Origin of the sequence: Yersinia sp. 2466 StPb PI (assembly GCF_041538325.1) — a bacterium.
Taxonomy (GTDB): domain Bacteria; phylum Pseudomonadota; class Gammaproteobacteria; order Enterobacterales; family Enterobacteriaceae; genus Yersinia; species Yersinia enterocolitica_E.
Map to the genome: position 1 here is coordinate 335,817 of NZ_JAULSL010000001.1, position 14,313 is coordinate 350,129.

The following is a 14,313-nucleotide window of genomic DNA, read 5'->3' on the forward strand; positions in this document are numbered from 1 at the left end:
ATGGCTCCCTATTTAAGCGCCAATAGCTAAAATTTGCGGATAAACTGACGTGCCAGCCGTGGCGCCGTTTGGTCGTTGCAACATGCATACGGCAGATGAATTTGACCAGTTAGCAACTTGATAAAAAACATCATTATTCCAATTTTGGTCCGGGCTTTTTGTTGATGCATACACCATTAAACATACGTTCGGGAACGCAATTGGAAAGTGAGTAACCACATTTTGGGTTTCGTGTATCACGCCGGGGCCAGTACACCACTGGATGAGTAACCCGGTTGCTGAATCTCTAAACCATCCATTCCAATCTTTTGAGGCGGTATTTCGCATGTTGCCAATATAGGTGGACAGATAGCCACCCCATACAGAACCGTAAACATTGCCGTCAGCCGCCAGCCATGAGTTACCATTTCCCGACGCAACGTTACCAACGGCTGTGACCGTTGAACCTTTTAAAGCACTGGCGGCGGTCAGGCTTCCGGGCAGGCTAATAGCGGTATTAGCGGAGTTGAATTCCTCCCTGACCGTAAACACCCGCGAACCGGGCGCGCCAACGCACAGCACTTTGAATACATGAAAGTTAGTTTGCGCCCCTGTATCGGGGATTATCGTTAACCCTATCCGTGTGCTGTTTGTCGCTATGTAGTCAACCGTTATACTTAGCCGAGTACCGGCGTTAAAAGTCAGTTCTGGCGGCGCATTTAGCCAGGTGTTGTAGCTCGCGAGGTAGTTAGCACCCGATGTGAATATGAAGTTCTGCCAATCAAAATTGGCGATATCAGCAATGCTTGCTGAGCCGATACCCATCCCTGTAAGACCGAGATTTGTTAGCGCACCAAGCGCAGTCGGTGCACCTGTTCCCCCGCCAGCTATTGGCACTGGCATTGCGGCGTTCCATGCTTGCCTCACCGAAAATGTGCGTACCCCCTTATTCCCGGCAATCCGGACGTGATAAACGTTAAAAGCAGACGCTACAATCGTGCTGGGAATTAACGTTAAACCCACAATCGTGCCGGACATGTAATCAACAGTGATGCTAATTGCTAACCCCGTCTCAGGGTATGAAATCCCGTCAGGGGCGTTTATCCATGAATTGGAATAAGCCAGGTAGTTTGCACCCGACAAAAACGTGAAATTCTGCCAATCAAAATTATTTATAACTGGCTGAGTCGGCAATCCAATGCCGTTTGCAGAAAGGTCACTGACAATTTTTGCAGCTACATCACTCACGGTTTTAACCGCTTTCGGTGTCGCTGCCAGTACTTCGCTGTCGCTGTTCGTTGCACTACTTAGCTGAGTAAACCCCTTTGCGGTCAGTGTCGCGTCAGGGTGATTACGGGATTGCTCATGCTTCGCCAGTGCGTCGTCAGTCAATGAACCTTGCGGGCGCAAGTCTGTAATGTTGCCGGCTGTGTCAATACTGGCGACCGCAAACACATAATGCATAAAGCCTGATTGGCTATAATTTTCCAGAGTCGGCGCGACGGTGATTTTAATGACCGCTTCCCATTGGCTGGTAATGTTGCCCTGCAAACTGACGTCAGCCCAAACCTTGGTCGCGGCGGCGGGTACCGTAATATTACGATTTGCGGTTAGGTCGGCTCGAATGCCGCCGATATAACCCGTACCTTTGGTCACAAAGAATTGTGCGCCTGTCTTGGCAACCAGATAACCCGTGTTAAAAAATGCGCCAGCCCCATAGTTATCAACGTTAATTAACCGCTGCATTTCATCAATGCCGGTCAATCGGGCGGTGAAATCAATTTGCCAGGTTTCCGCCGGTGTAGTGATGCCGGTTGCGGTCGCTGCGCCGTTGTATTCCATCAAAAATGAACGGGTCAAGACGTTACCTTGCTGGCCGGCTACGTTAGCAACTTTGCGCTGGGTCGGTGCATGAACAATCATCGCCACTGTACCGCTGGCTTTATTGACCAGCCCGATCCAGTTGAAATCAAAGTCACCCAATTCAGTACCCATCGTGACGGAATAAACCACCGCATTATCATTGACCAGGCCAATTTTATTCACCGCCTGGCGGTGAACGATTTGCGCCACTGGCGGCAATGTTTCGGCGCGGTTAATGGGGACGGTATGATCCAGACCTGGCACATAGGCCAGGACAAATTCATCCAGCACCACGGCTTTACCCGCTGCGGCTTCCTGGGCTTTCCATTGTTCGAAAGCAAAAGTAATAGCAGTTTGTGACATTAGTTTTTCTCCATCAGCGACGCGCCAAATACGGCGGTTGTTGTCACTTCATTTGATACGGTGCTGGCGCTGTAACAGATATATTCACAACCCACATGGCCGGCGCGGATATACATATCAACAGGGGTGATTATTTCGTACTGATAACGGCGGCAGGTGCGGCCATACTGGCGAATGATATTCATCAGTAATTCACTGTTTTCAGCCACTTGGCTATCAGTGACACGCACCGTTATGACATCCCAATCAATATCGGGCTGGCGCTCTAACAGTTCGACATAGCCCACGCCCAGGCGGGCGAATATCGCAATAAACCCGGACACCGATCCCGCGTCTTTGGCATTGATAAAGGCAAAATGTACCCGCTTACGAAAGAGGGGGAGCGGTTCGCCAGGGAATCGGGTCACATCCCGCTGATACGCCAGCAGATTGAGTAACGGCACGACGCAGGTTAACGGGTCTGCCTGGTTAAGCGGCCACTTGATCCAGGTGTAAACCTTTTGCCAAAAGGCCAGGCAGGCGCGCATTAATTTGACCGGCTCGCCTTTGTTCAGCCATACCGGCAAGGTAAATGCGGGTAGCTTATCCATTGGCTTTCTCCAGCGTCAGAACGCCCAGGCGTGGCACAAATAACCCACTGATAATGTCACCCCGCGAAAAAGTCAGCGATTCGATTTCAGCAAAGTGATCATGCAATTCTTCCCCCAGGCGGGACATAGAAAAGCGGCTGTGCGGCCAGGTCTTTTGCACGGTGTAATCGGTGTTTTCCCGGAATGCACAGCCAATCAGATTGCGGATATTTGCCAGCAAGGCGTCGCTTTGCTCATCGTCTAAATTGCTGCTATCGAAAAAGTGAAGCGTCACGGTCAAGTTATGAATTTCTTCCGGTAGCGGTAAACACAGCACATCGTCACCGTGGCCGTGGTTGCCCTGGCTCATCACATAATCATTCACCGTATCGATAAACGGCTGGCTGGCGATGCCAGAATCCAGCAACAAATAGACGTTAGCCGTTCCCGGCCCGCGTGGCGCATCGTGTAGGAAAAAAATTCGGTCAGTGGTCAGGCCGGCAATACCCGCAATCAACCCACGGTAAACCGCATCGATATGATATTGGCCTGGCAAATTAAACTGATTGCGCACCCGGTCACGCAAGTCGTCGTCCAGCTCCTTATCAGCCCCCGGCGCGATTAACCAATTATCCTCGTTTACCGCACTGGCGATGCCATTGACCGCCACCGGTAGAATACGGAAATAGCCGGGTGCCAGGTTGTGGCCGCTGCCGGCTGATTCAGCATTGACCGCAATCAACGCCCCGGTTACCCCAGCAGGTATAACGGTATCGGCCAATGTCATTAATTTATAAACGGTGCCGTTAATGCGTTCGGTCTGGATCACAGTGCCGGCGGGTACGGTAATTTCAGCGCTAACGCTATCTTTGGTAAAGCGGATCACGCCCTGAGCAAGACTGGCATCTTTGCGGGATAAATTGACCGCCCAGGCAAACAGATCAACAAAAGTCCCGCTAGCGGTAGCCAGAAACAGGTTAGCCATAACGGTATTTACTAACGCGTCAATCAGCCACATGACTGGCGCGGTCACAATGGCTTTGATTAGCCGCCAAAACGGTGCCATGTCTGAGGTGTTGGTAACTAGATTTTCATCAGCCGCGACCTTTGCGAATTCCGCTTGCACCTGGCTTTCAGTCGTCGGCATGCCCTGATCGGCAAGAATGGCTTTATAGTCAGGATTGGGGCGATTATTCATAATAAGTCTCGCAGTGACAGTGGGCCGAAATCGTAGGTATCAGCCGTAATAAAATAATGCCCCTGGTCATCATCGGTAATCAGTACGGTACCCGGCACAATGCGCGTGTCTGTTTCGGTCAACAGCTCCATTTGCAACAAGATATCGGTGCGCAATACCGGGCTCCGCTCGGCAATCAGCAACTTAACCAGGCCGGACTCAATAATCCGATGTACGCAGTCCTGCGCAATGCTGATGCGGTTATCGCACAACAGCGGTTCATTGCCGGATGAAAGTGTAAAATCACCGTCAGTGATTAGCAGGTCGATGTACAGTTGTTCACTCATCCGGCGGCAAGCTCCCTTGATTCCATGATGCTATCCAGCGTGGCCCCGTTCGGCGGGTAAATATTCACTTCGCCGATGGTGTTACCAGTGCGCACGGTACTGCTCTGGTTGCTGTTATTGGTGGTCAGGGTTTTGGCTATCCCGCCCTTGTTCATTGCCGGGCTGACCAACCCCGCCGGCGCGGGGAGGGTGGTTGCTGGCGCGGCTGCGCCTCCCTCACTCTGGCCGATAGGTTTAAGGTCGATATTCACGCCGGGGATTTTATTGAGCTTGCTGACAATCCAGTTGTAGGTCGCGCCGAAAGACTCCGTCAGGTAATCCCACAGGCCACTGAACACATTGGCGATGGCGTCAACAAAGCCGTTAAAGGCTTCGACGGGCGACAAACCGCCAAAGAATGCCACTACCGTTTCCCAGCCCAGGGTAATGGACGCCCACACGCCGGCGAACATCTCCCCGACCTGGCCGGCAATCTGCATAACCCACTGGAATGCGGCGCTGTCCAGCAATGCGGCTTTAAGCTGATCCCAATGGGAAATGACGTACCAAACCCCCGCCGCCAGCGCGACAAGGCCAGCAATAATCAAGGTGATAGGGCTGGTCAATAACTGCATCCCAACGCCGGCTAACATAGTGGCGATACCGTAGGCGCGCATGGCAACCGTGCTGCTTATCAACATCATGCGAGTCGCAATGAGCGCGACGCGCAAGAATTTTAGTGCGCCGTTATAAATGACCGTGACAAAGGTCGCTAACTGAATGGCGCGGGCCTTGAGGTTAATCGCCCACATCAGGCCACGAACGGTGAATGTTGCAACCGCCCAAATACCGGTCAACCCCATCCAAATAAATTTCGATACCCCCATCACGACATTAGCGATTGCGCCGGCTGCGGCCATGCCAAGCGTTGCCATGGCAATGTAGCCAATCCAGCGGGCAATGTTGGGGAACATATCCAGCCATTTGGCGAACTGTGTCCCGGCATTAATCGCATAATCAGCCAGGGGGGAAATAGCCGGGATAAGCTGCATACCGATGGAAATCCTAATACGCTTCCAGACCTGATCAACACGTTCCCACATGTCGGCCATTTTCTTAGCCATTTCTACCGCCCGATCTAATCCCTGGGTGTTACCCATATCGCGCATATGTTTACGCAACTTATCCGCCTGGCCCCAGGTGGCAGTCAATGCCTGCGCACCCTCGCCAAAGGCTTTATTTAATGCGGCTTGCGCCTTAACGTTGCCCTCAATGGTGTTACCGAATTTCGCCTGAAGTTTTTGCAGAATGTCGGGGAACTCCAACATCTGGCCTTGTGCGTCAGTAAAGCTCAGGCCCAACTGTTTACCGCCCTCAATGGCACTTTTCAGGAATGCGTCATAAATACCGCCGGCCTCAGTGCCTTTGGTCTGCTTGAGCATCCCCAGGACGGCGAGTTGTTCATCCATACCCGCCCCCATTTGGGTACCGGTTCCCTTGCTGGACTTGACCATTTCGCGGATTTCGTCAAGGTTTGCGCCAAAATTCTGCACCATGTACGCACCTTTTGACGCCATCATTTCGGCAAATGGGATATTGCCCATTTCGCTGGCCGTAGTGCGGAAGTTATTTGCCATGTCAGCCATGTAATTAGCGGCCCCCTCGGCGCTGCCTTTGGTCGCTATGGCAAGGGTGTTTATGGCGGTGGTGTAGCGTGGTAACTCATTATCGGTAATGCCGGCAATGGTACTTTTGATGATGGTTGCTGAGCTGATAAAGTCGGCGGCATTCTTGCCGTAAGCGGTGCTAAACGTTTGCGCCGCCTTAAACATTTTGTCTAATGCTTGCGTACTGACATTACGTGTAGACAACTCATCTAATGTTTTCTGAACCTCATGAGCGGGGGCAAGCAAGCCTTTGAGACCTTGAGCAACGCCCCACAACCCCATAGCTCCGACCGCAATTTGTTTAAAGGCCCGCTGTGACTGTTTGGCGAACTGTTCGACAGACTGTTGCGCCTTGCCGAGCGGTGCGCTCAGATTATTTTTAAGACTCAACAGAAAAGACAGTTCTTTCATGATTATCCCTATTCACCGTTAAAGGCTTTGCATATACCTGCGGTGGTGCCGTTAATGGCGCTTTCGTGGAAGTATTCCGCCAGCCAGGCCGCGCGCGCCAGGCTCATAACGTCATCACCTTCGCTGGGAAGGTAATGACGTCGGAGCGTCATATATTGTTCAAGCGGGTTATTCTTAATCGCTTGAATGAGCGCGGTTATTCCTTTACTTCGATTTCTGCATCTGGCGCGTAAATCTCATTTACTTTTTTGGCAATGGCTGCGGCCATACCGGGGCGTTGCAGCAGTTCGGCCAGGCCGTCGCGGGACTCCGGCACTACAATGCGTTTCAGGTAGGTACTGATCGCGCCGATAATATTCTCATCACGCGCCGACTCATTCAGGCACTTGTTATACGCGACCAGGGTCGGGGCAAATTGCACCGTAATACCTTTCACTTCCAGGGTGATTACTTCTTTGGTTTCTTTGCTCATTTCTCTAATTCCTTTCGTAAGTAAATTTCGGCGATTAACTGGTTGTGCCGCGCGGCGCAATCCGGGTACATCTGCGCATATTGCTGCAATGTATTGCTAAAATCGGTGCCAGTATTACCGGCCAGGCGTGGCAGCGTTACCGGGCAAGGGGTCAACAAGTTTTCCTGATAAGGTACGTTCGGCACGTTCCGCGCTGGCGTTGAACAACCGGACATACTCATCAGTAGCGCAAACAGTGCTAAATACCGGTTTAATAATCTCAGTCCTGATAAGTCGCTCGGTGTGCACTTCATTAGCCCTTAGCTCCGTTAATTTGTTCTCAAGCTGGCGCGCTGAGGTGCCGGCGATATCCTCCACTTGTAAGCGATTGGCGGCGGCTACCTGGCTAATTGCCAGTTCGATTTTTGCCTGGCGGTCGCCGTGCATCGTCCAGCCCAGCCACCAGGCTGCAATTAATAGCAGTACCGCCGGCAGCAGTTCGCGCATCACTTCACCCCGTTATGTTCCAGGCTAAAATGGTTGCCGTCTTTGAAGCGCCCGCCCCAAGCCCCGCCGATGGATTCCCAATATTCCCCCAGGGGCTTATAGGCTTCGCTTTTGTCCTGGTATTGGCCGTTAATAAACAGATTGAAATCCACAGCCAGGCGTTGCGTGTGCAGGCTATTGGTAATGCCTTTGCCGTTCTTGGCGTTTAGCGCGGCCTGTTCTGGAGTGCGGTAGGCTTCGCCAAAGGTCAGGCGGTAGCCGTGTTCGTCAGCCCAATGGATGAGCTGGGCGATCATGACGGTAAATACCGCCTGTTTTTCGCTTAATGTCATGATTCTCCATCCTTTTTCTGTACGCCTAAATAGCGCTTCATTAGCATTTTTAGTGCCAACTCAATGGCGCTTGAACCCGCAATGCCCAGGGCGGCAGCAATAGCGACCAACTCCAGTTCGCCCAGGCCCGGCGTGTGAATGATTGCCAGGCCCGCCAGCCAGGATGCAGCCGATCCCAATATCGCCCGGCCCAAAATCAGCCGTAGCGTTATCTCTTCGGTACTGGCTAATAACTTGCCAATCCCGATAACCGCCCCAACAAAGCCAAGTAATAACAGGCGACTAATGAGTGATGTTTCTCCGTTTGGCATATGCATCACTCACCCGATCAAGTCGCGGACGTCGTCGCTAGATAAAATCGGCGTACCGTCAATGTGGATAAAGTCCGGGCTGGTCACGATATACTTAAATTTATGCGTGGCCGTCTCACCGCCTTTCGGGTCAAAACCTAACGGGCTGGTGATAATCAACTTGCAACCGAATACCTCTACCGTTAACTCTTCATCGCCAGTGTTGGCATAAAACAAAATGTCGGTAGTTGGCATTTTGCGGTAGCTGCCAGCGGATTTAGCGGCAGCACTGAGTTTTTTAAAGTTCTTGGTGTCAACTTCCATCTCCCCCTCAGCAGACACATCACCCGATACATAGCCATCAGGAATACCGCGTGATTGTGTGGCGGCGGTGTTATCGGTGATATCCACTGAAACGGTTTTGACATGGATAATTTGCGTACCCAGGGTAATGTCGATTGAGTTACCGCCAATGCGTGCAGTCGTCATGATTAATTCTCCGAAACGGCGGTAATGGATTGGTCTAGCATGATCCCAATCTGAATGGTTTTAGCGCTGCCATATGGCCGCACAACCAAGTAAATGCTCACGGTTTCGTTATCCGACCAGGTAATCACCACATCGCCGGATTGCGGGGATTTCACTTCGCCAGGGAACATCACGCCGTTAATTTGCGAGCTGTGAGACATATCGCGCATGGTGCGGGCGAAAAAGGTCTGGTGCGCCGCAATACTGGCCGGTGTGCTGTTCATCGAACGGTCGGCAATTTTGCTGATTGCCTGAATCCGTACCCGGCGCGCGACTTTGTCAACAATGCGCAGATTTTCAATAATTTGGTAATCACCGCCGACCACGTCGAGTGTGCGGCCGTCAGACCAGTACATGCCCTCGTAATCGGGGTACCACATCGGCACGGAATAACGCAGGTCATGCATGGCGCGCAAGTGCGCCAGGGTGACTTCTACCCCGTTGCTATCAACGGGCATTTCGGCGGTATCAATCCCCAGCCCAATTAATGCACCGGTTTTCACGCGGGCCGGACTGTCGGCCACGGTCACGCTGCGGTGACATAATCGGCCCGCCAACACGCCGGCTTCATTGCCCCACAGTGCCGGGACAAGTTGCACGGACTCAGCAGCAATGCCGGTCTCCAGTTCGGCAAGAAATGCCTGGTACGCTGACCATGACACAGGTACAGGCAGCGCCGCCGGCCCGGAAACAGTCAGCATTGACCACACCCAGCGACCATATTTATTGGTCAGTTCGGCGCGCAAAGCGGCGTACAAGTTAATTTTGGTGCGGCCATCGGCCACGGTAGTGATCGGGATGGTGCAGATAACCCCCTCAACAGAAATCATCTGTTGAGCGCTGAGAATTGCCAGCATATCGTCGCCAGCCTCTGCATCAGCCGCCAATAACAGCGCATAGGCTTGCCAGTTCTGACCGCCATTGCGCTGTGCGGCGCGGACATTCTCACGTAATGCCGTATCAGCATCAGCCAGCACAACGGTGATATCAGATTGTGAATCCAGCGCGATCAAGTCGCCGGGGATTTCAGAATCATCAGCAGCGCTACCGATGAATAAAACGGTACGCTCTACCTCGTTAATCTTGCCCTGGCGCTGGTTAAGCTGGTCTATCGTAACTGTGGGCCATGTCATTTATTGTTTTCCTTTTATGTCCTGCGCTTTCACGTTCCAGCCAAAACCGATAGCCTGGAGTTGGCGCGCCATAATGTTGTTAAACTCGGTATCGCTCACTCCCAAGAACACACGGGAAGGGATATCAACGGGCCATGATTTTTTCGTCGGCTTCCCGCGAAGTTTTTTTATCATTAACCCAGCCTGTGCCATGCTCATGGTATTCAAAATATGTGCGCTGGTTGCCTTAACGTATTTACCGTTTTTGAGCATCTTAAAACCCAGCGTACGCAACTTTTTAGCCTGGCGCGGTAGCGCGGGTTTATTGCGTTGGTCAGGGCGCGGGGCGCGGTCGGCACTCATTGAAAATGACGCGCCATCTTGATGTACCCCAGCAATCAAACCGGCTGAAACGGGGTTATTACCGTTGCGATACTTGCCACCCTTGAAATAAATCCGCACGGCTTCCCGTTCTGGCATTTCCCGCACATGTAGCAATTTCGGTAGCTGGCGTAACATCTTGCCTTTACCGCGCTTGCGCGCCGGCCATGGATTGCCGTCCGGGTCTGTCTGATTACGCTGGTGACGTTTCGCCGCTGTAATGATCCCTAGCTTGGCAATGCGCCATAACAACCGTTGCCGCTTTTTCGGGGGCAGTTCCGCCGCCTTTAGCGCATCCCGCAACTGTTGAAGCTGACGTTTATCCAGCTCTCCCCGGACAATCACTGTGTATCACTCAGTGGCGCGCCCTCTGGCCCCCCGGCAAACAGCCGGCCACCGGTGGCAATCATGATTTCAGGGTTAACCAGTGACCAACGCCGGCCCTGCAATGGAATATTGCCGTTTACATCCAGGCGAATATTGATGCTGTCGGCCAGTTCCACCACGATTTCAAGTGGTGCCGAGGTTTCTTCATCAAATTCAATATCAACAGTCGGTTCGGCTAGCTCTAACTCGTCATAAATCTCATTACGGTAAGAATCCAGCCAGGCCAGTACCAGCGCGTAGACTTCTGCCGGCGCGCAAATACGGTAAGGGAATGCCCCCCAATTCAATACCGCGTGATAACGAAATATTCCTAGCCGGCGCTGGTCTAATCCCAGGGCTTTTGGTGCTCTGATAATTGACGCGCTATCAATGGCACTTTCAAATTGTTGCATTGCCCGTTCTGGCAGGCATTCCGTTAAAAATGCGGTCAGGCTTTCAATTTGGCTCATATCAAATGCACCCCAACACGCGGAAATTTCTTCATATTTCGGAGCACAAACGCCGCCTCAGCCAACAGAATGGCGCGGGTTTCGCTGCTTTCCTGTCCTGGGTGCGTTTCGCGCCGGCCAATGCTGGCAAACTCGCCTAACAAATCCGCTTTTGCCCTGGCGTAGACCGCCTTTTTGTATTGGGCGGTAAGCTGGTTTTCATCGGCCATCTTTGCGCCAGGCGTATCCAGTGCGGTGGCGTGGCCTTTGCCTTGCCAGTAGGTCACAACGTCGGCGGCATCGTCATTGATTTCAGCAATCGCGGCTAAAAGCGCCTGGGCGGCTGTTGATGCCGGCAGCTCTGGCGGGATAGTGCGCGACTTTTGAAAGTCGGCTAGATTGAGGTCGGGCCAGAAAGCCACCCCGTTAATAATTGGCTCATCCTGGTATTCAATCTGCCGGCCGCTAAATCCTAATGATGGTGCTGCCACGTAAACCCCTTATGTGCAAAATGGGAAGCGGGCTGACCGAGATCCACGACCTTGAAAACCTTACGGGTTTTCTGTCTCCCTCGCGCCCGCCCCGGCTTGCGGTAGTCGTTAAACTTTTTGTAAGGCCCGAATACGGGCGGCGATTTTTTCACGATGGGTCTTTACGCCCACTTTCACATCAAAAGCGCCCGCCTGTGCCAGCAATGCGTCAGCCTGTAACAGGGTTTCCACATCATCAATCGCCGTGGCAACCGGTTTACCGGATTTATCACTCAGCAACAGCAGCCCGGCGAACTTGTACCACTTGGCGTTAACCTCTTCATGAAGCCGCCATTTATCGCGGATGTTGATAAACGTCCGGCTAAAATACGGCTCAATGCTGTGACCAAGTGACGCCTGGGTTTCGGCCCAGGCCATCACGGTGTCAGCCACAAAGGTGGCAAAGGTGCTTTTGATGTTCTCAGGGGTGCTTTGCCCCTGTTCGATCGCGATATCGGCCCAATCCAGCGCCTGGTCAAAATTCCCCACGTCAAACAACCAGACCACACACCAAGCGAAAGCAGGGTTAGCGTGAACTATGCCGCTTTCCAGATAGCGCTCGACGGTCGGTAGCCATTTCGGCAACAGCTCGTCACGCTTCATATCTACGCGGTCGGCAATCGTTCCCAGGCTGCGCACCCGCGCTACATCACTGTCTAGCTCACGTAGCTGTAAGTGCAGGCTGGCCGGGCTGGCGCTCAGGGCTTCATGGTTTTTTAACGCCAATTCAGCATGAATGCGGCGGCGGTAACGCTGACATGGGGAAAGGGCCATAATTATTCGCCTCCGTTAACTGCATCCAAGACGCCATCGCCAACGGTGATCACATCGTAAGCCGCATACAGCTCGTCATACTCCACCGCGTAACCTTCCATGCGCAGGTAGTTGTTTTCGAAGCGTTTGCGGTCGTCTACCCATTCGGCTTTACGCTTACGGGTGCCGCGTTGGGTGTACAGGTGCAGGTTTGACAGCGTGGTAACGATCAAGCGCCCTTCTGGCATAAATGGCGGGGTGTAGGCGGTACGGCCTGCAATCTCGCGGTTAATCAACTGTGCGGCGACTTTCTCGGTCGGGCGGTCAATGCGGTTCATCATGCTGGTTGCATCCGCCGCGATAAGGTCAGCCGATACCAATACCACCAGGCGCGGGTCGTTACGGAATGGCTCATAAATGCAACTGTGGATCAGGTCAGTGACTGCCGCATCCAGAGAAACGAAATCTGCGCCCGTACCGTTGCGGTCTAAAATCACGCTATCGGTGATGATTTGACCGGGTGAGCGTTCCTTAACGATGGTATGCCAGCCACGGTTCACATCTTCGCCCAGCGGGTTAGCCACTGGATCAGTATTTTCGGCGATGCTGGTACCGTTAAAGCCGATGCGCAACATATCAAGGGCAAAGGATTCATTACTGAATGCCTGGATGCGTTGGAAAAATTCATCTTCGGTACCGGAGTTCGCCCACACGACTAAAAGCGCGTAAGTCAAATAAGAACCGGAATCGGTTTCGACCAACTTATATTCATTACCCGATACGCCCATTTCACGATTGAAACGACCGTCTTTTTTACGCCCGGTAAACATTCCCGGATTCCCGGTATTGACGACCTGGCCCTGGATCTGTTCAACGTCCATCAGATTGATTAGGCGTAAAAACTCAGATTCTTGCAGCAGCGCATTACGTAGCGAGGTTTCTTTCGGGTCAGTCAGCGAAAAAAATTGCTTCGTATCCGGCTGGTTATTGGCTTTTGCTAAGCCAGCCGCATATTTGCGGATTAGTGCTTCCGCTTTGGGTGTTAATTGCATGTTCTTTTTCCCGTTTAAAGGTGGTCAATGGCGAGTGCGGTTAGTTGAACTCGAAAGGCTTATTGCCGCCGCTCGGTGCGCCGTTGGGTACCTTGGTTTGGCGCGCATCCAATACGCTGAATTTTTCCAGTAGGGTGTTTAGCTGGTCTTTTAAGCCGGTCAATTCGTTACCGCTGGTTTCAGGCTTAGGTGTGCGGGCAGTAAAGTCCTGGCGGCGACCGGCGCGGCGCGTGTGGTTACGAGTGCGGGAGCGGCGCGCCGGCGCACCCTTAGCGGAAAATGACGTCATCAGTCGCGCCAGGTTCTTTTTAGCGACGCTAAATTCAGCCGCAACCACTTCATCCTCTGGATTGTCAGCCACTTCGGCGGCGATTTCGGCCACCTGGTCGGCGACGTCGGCAATCTCATCAGCCAAGTCGGCCACATCGGTGGCGGCTTCTTCCGGTGTATCTGCCGTGGTGCCGTTGGCTTTTTCTTCCATTTGCTGAATACGCAGGGTCAGCGCTTCAATAAGGGCTTTTAATTCATCCATCTTGGTTTCATCCTCGCCCTGGTCGGGCTGGTTATTGTCGGGGTCGGGTGTGAATTCTTTTTTGACGGAAAATAGGCGGTCAAAGAAACCCGGCTTTTTATTTTCCGGTTTACTCTCACGGCTTTTTAATTGTCCCAAGCTAAAGGCTTCGACATTACCGCGTGTTCCTTCTTTGGTTTCACCATCAATAGTAAATGACAGTTTTTCAGTGCCTAGACTGTTAGGTATATCGGTCACGGCAAGACCAAATAAATAATTTTGACCACTCCCGGCGAAGTCAGGAAATACCTCAACTGAGGTAAATAACTTTTGTCCCAGGCGGTTAGCTTCAATTAAAAATTGATTGGGGATTATTTTGGCGTAAAGTTTAACTTTCCCGTTTACTTCTTCGTATTTTAACGCATCAACCTCACCGAGATTATAAGTATATTGCCGCATAGCAATATCTTCTTCATGGTGCGGCCATAACAGTGCGGTGTAAGTTTCACGGCTGTAAGTATTGGCGCAGTCTATCAACCACTGGGGTTCTAGTATCCGGCCATCTACCGACGCGCCAGAAGTACCAATACAACGCCAGTCGGAAATAAGTTGCGGCATGAAATACCCTTTTACTGTTTTTATAATTAATTATTACTGTGTGATTTGCAGTATTGCGGATATTTAAATGCTGTGCAT

At 52.2% G+C, this 14,313-nt stretch carries 18 protein-coding genes; all 18 read right to left on the reverse strand.

Features of this window, described 5'->3' with window-relative positions; all coding sequences use genetic code 11:
• Positions 1-12: 12 nt before the first annotated feature.
• Complete coding sequence (locus Q2T72_RS01475) at positions 13-2,205, reverse strand: phage tail protein (RefSeq protein ID WP_372568509.1); 2,193 nt, start codon at positions 2,203-2,205, stop codon at positions 13-15.
• Positions 2,205-2,795, reverse strand: coding sequence for a hypothetical protein (locus tag Q2T72_RS01480; protein ID WP_372568510.1), 591 nt, complete (start codon positions 2,793-2,795; stop codon positions 2,205-2,207). The genes Q2T72_RS01475 and Q2T72_RS01480 overlap by 1 nt, the downstream gene beginning before the upstream one ends.
• Positions 2,788-3,972: a baseplate J/gp47 family protein gene (locus Q2T72_RS01485; RefSeq protein ID WP_050917217.1), complete on the reverse strand. Its 1,185-nt coding sequence runs from the start codon at positions 3,970-3,972 to the stop codon at positions 2,788-2,790. Before Q2T72_RS01485 ends, Q2T72_RS01480 begins: the two co-directional genes overlap by 8 nt.
• Entirely contained in the window at positions 3,969-4,298 is a 330-nt protein-coding gene (locus Q2T72_RS01490; RefSeq protein WP_050917218.1) for a DUF2590 family protein, read from the reverse strand. Before Q2T72_RS01490 ends, Q2T72_RS01485 begins: the two co-directional genes overlap by 4 nt.
• Positions 4,295-6,355, reverse strand: coding sequence for a phage tail tape measure protein (locus Q2T72_RS01495; RefSeq protein WP_372568511.1), 2,061 nt, complete (start codon positions 6,353-6,355; stop codon positions 4,295-4,297). The genes Q2T72_RS01490 and Q2T72_RS01495 overlap by 4 nt, the downstream gene beginning before the upstream one ends.
• Before the next feature lie 8 nt (positions 6,356-6,363).
• Positions 6,364-6,507: a hypothetical protein gene (locus tag Q2T72_RS01500; protein WP_167335165.1), complete on the reverse strand. Its 144-nt coding sequence runs from the start codon at positions 6,505-6,507 to the stop codon at positions 6,364-6,366.
• A 44-nt stretch (positions 6,508-6,551) separates the two neighbouring features.
• Positions 6,552-6,827: a putative phage tail assembly chaperone gene (locus Q2T72_RS01505; RefSeq protein WP_372568512.1), complete on the reverse strand. Its 276-nt coding sequence runs from the start codon at positions 6,825-6,827 to the stop codon at positions 6,552-6,554.
• 114 nt (positions 6,828-6,941) lie between these two features.
• Positions 6,942-7,313: a hypothetical protein gene (locus tag Q2T72_RS01510; RefSeq protein ID WP_372568513.1), complete on the reverse strand. Its 372-nt coding sequence runs from the start codon at positions 7,311-7,313 to the stop codon at positions 6,942-6,944.
• On the reverse strand, positions 7,313-7,645 hold the full coding sequence (locus Q2T72_RS01515) for a M15 family metallopeptidase (RefSeq protein WP_372568514.1): 333 nt from the start codon (positions 7,643-7,645) through the stop codon (positions 7,313-7,315). The genes Q2T72_RS01510 and Q2T72_RS01515 overlap by 1 nt, the downstream gene beginning before the upstream one ends.
• Positions 7,642-7,956 carry a phage holin family protein gene (locus tag Q2T72_RS01520; protein WP_263816100.1) on the reverse strand — a complete coding sequence of 105 codons (315 nt, stop codon included), beginning with the start codon at positions 7,954-7,956 and terminating at the stop codon, positions 7,642-7,644. Before Q2T72_RS01520 ends, Q2T72_RS01515 begins: the two co-directional genes overlap by 4 nt.
• 9 nt (positions 7,957-7,965) lie before the next feature.
• The gene (locus tag Q2T72_RS01525; protein ID WP_025376679.1) at positions 7,966-8,424 is read right to left on the reverse strand and encodes a phage protein; all 459 of its coding nucleotides are present in this window, start codon (positions 8,422-8,424) and stop codon (positions 7,966-7,968) included.
• Between the two features lie 2 nt (positions 8,425-8,426).
• Positions 8,427-9,596 carry a DUF2586 domain-containing protein gene (locus Q2T72_RS01530; protein WP_263816102.1) on the reverse strand — a complete coding sequence of 390 codons (1,170 nt, stop codon included), beginning with the start codon at positions 9,594-9,596 and terminating at the stop codon, positions 8,427-8,429.
• Positions 9,597-10,301, reverse strand: a complete 705-nt coding sequence (locus Q2T72_RS01535; RefSeq protein ID WP_372568515.1) for a phage virion morphogenesis protein — start codon at positions 10,299-10,301, stop codon at positions 9,597-9,599.
• Positions 10,298-10,792: a phage tail protein gene (locus Q2T72_RS01540; RefSeq protein WP_050149106.1), complete on the reverse strand. Its 495-nt coding sequence runs from the start codon at positions 10,790-10,792 to the stop codon at positions 10,298-10,300. Before Q2T72_RS01540 ends, Q2T72_RS01535 begins: the two co-directional genes overlap by 4 nt.
• Entirely contained in the window at positions 10,789-11,262 is a 474-nt protein-coding gene (locus Q2T72_RS01545) for a head completion/stabilization protein (protein ID WP_212584263.1), read from the reverse strand. The genes Q2T72_RS01540 and Q2T72_RS01545 overlap by 4 nt, the downstream gene beginning before the upstream one ends.
• Before the next feature lie 108 nt (positions 11,263-11,370).
• The gene (gene gpM / locus Q2T72_RS01550; protein WP_372568516.1) at positions 11,371-12,075 is read right to left on the reverse strand and encodes a phage terminase small subunit; all 705 of its coding nucleotides are present in this window, start codon (positions 12,073-12,075) and stop codon (positions 11,371-11,373) included.
• A 2-nt stretch (positions 12,076-12,077) separates the two neighbouring features.
• Positions 12,078-13,106 carry a phage major capsid protein, P2 family gene (locus Q2T72_RS01555; protein WP_050149102.1) on the reverse strand — a complete coding sequence of 343 codons (1,029 nt, stop codon included), beginning with the start codon at positions 13,104-13,106 and terminating at the stop codon, positions 12,078-12,080.
• 40 nt (positions 13,107-13,146) lie between these two features.
• A complete protein-coding gene (locus Q2T72_RS01560) occupies positions 13,147-14,235 on the reverse strand; it encodes a GPO family capsid scaffolding protein (RefSeq protein WP_050149101.1) in 1,089 nt (362 codons plus the stop codon).
• Positions 14,236-14,313 lie beyond the last annotated feature (78 nt).

What these genes read in the sequence shown, in the direction of transcription:
- Q2T72_RS01495 (WP_372568511.1), bottom strand. Translation starts at nt 6,355, where the DNA reads ATGAAAGAACTGTCTTTTCTGTTGAGTCTTAAAAATAATCTGAGCGCA.
- Q2T72_RS01480 (WP_372568510.1), bottom strand. Translation starts at nt 2,795, where the DNA reads ATGGATAAGCTACCCGCATTTACCTTGCCGGTATGGCTGAACAAAGGC.
- Q2T72_RS01510 (WP_372568513.1), bottom strand. Translation starts at nt 7,313, where the DNA reads ATGCGCGAACTGCTGCCGGCGGTACTGCTATTAATTGCAGCCTGGTGG.
- Q2T72_RS01520 (WP_263816100.1), bottom strand. Translation starts at nt 7,956, where the DNA reads ATGCCAAACGGAGAAACATCACTCATTAGTCGCCTGTTATTACTTGGC.
- Q2T72_RS01515 (WP_372568514.1), bottom strand. Translation starts at nt 7,645, where the DNA reads ATGACATTAAGCGAAAAACAGGCGGTATTTACCGTCATGATCGCCCAG.
- Q2T72_RS01560 (WP_050149101.1), bottom strand. Translation starts at nt 14,235, where the DNA reads ATGCCGCAACTTATTTCCGACTGGCGTTGTATTGGTACTTCTGGCGCG.
- Q2T72_RS01500 (WP_167335165.1), bottom strand. Translation starts at nt 6,507, where the DNA reads ATGACGCTCCGACGTCATTACCTTCCCAGCGAAGGTGATGACGTTATG.
- Q2T72_RS01475 (WP_372568509.1), bottom strand. Translation starts at nt 2,205, where the DNA reads ATGTCACAAACTGCTATTACTTTTGCTTTCGAACAATGGAAAGCCCAG.
- Q2T72_RS01490 (WP_050917218.1), bottom strand. Translation starts at nt 4,298, where the DNA reads ATGAGTGAACAACTGTACATCGACCTGCTAATCACTGACGGTGATTTT.
- Q2T72_RS01540 (WP_050149106.1), bottom strand. Translation starts at nt 10,792, where the DNA reads ATGAGCCAAATTGAAAGCCTGACCGCATTTTTAACGGAATGCCTGCCA.
- gpM (WP_372568516.1), bottom strand. Translation starts at nt 12,075, where the DNA reads ATGGCCCTTTCCCCATGTCAGCGTTACCGCCGCCGCATTCATGCTGAA.
- Q2T72_RS01505 (WP_372568512.1), bottom strand. Translation starts at nt 6,827, where the DNA reads ATGAGCAAAGAAACCAAAGAAGTAATCACCCTGGAAGTGAAAGGTATT.
- Q2T72_RS01530 (WP_263816102.1), bottom strand. Translation starts at nt 9,596, where the DNA reads ATGACATGGCCCACAGTTACGATAGACCAGCTTAACCAGCGCCAGGGC.
- Q2T72_RS01485 (WP_050917217.1), bottom strand. Translation starts at nt 3,972, where the DNA reads ATGAATAATCGCCCCAATCCTGACTATAAAGCCATTCTTGCCGATCAG.
- Q2T72_RS01525 (WP_025376679.1), bottom strand. Translation starts at nt 8,424, where the DNA reads ATGACGACTGCACGCATTGGCGGTAACTCAATCGACATTACCCTGGGT.
- Q2T72_RS01555 (WP_050149102.1), bottom strand. Translation starts at nt 13,106, where the DNA reads ATGCAATTAACACCCAAAGCGGAAGCACTAATCCGCAAATATGCGGCT.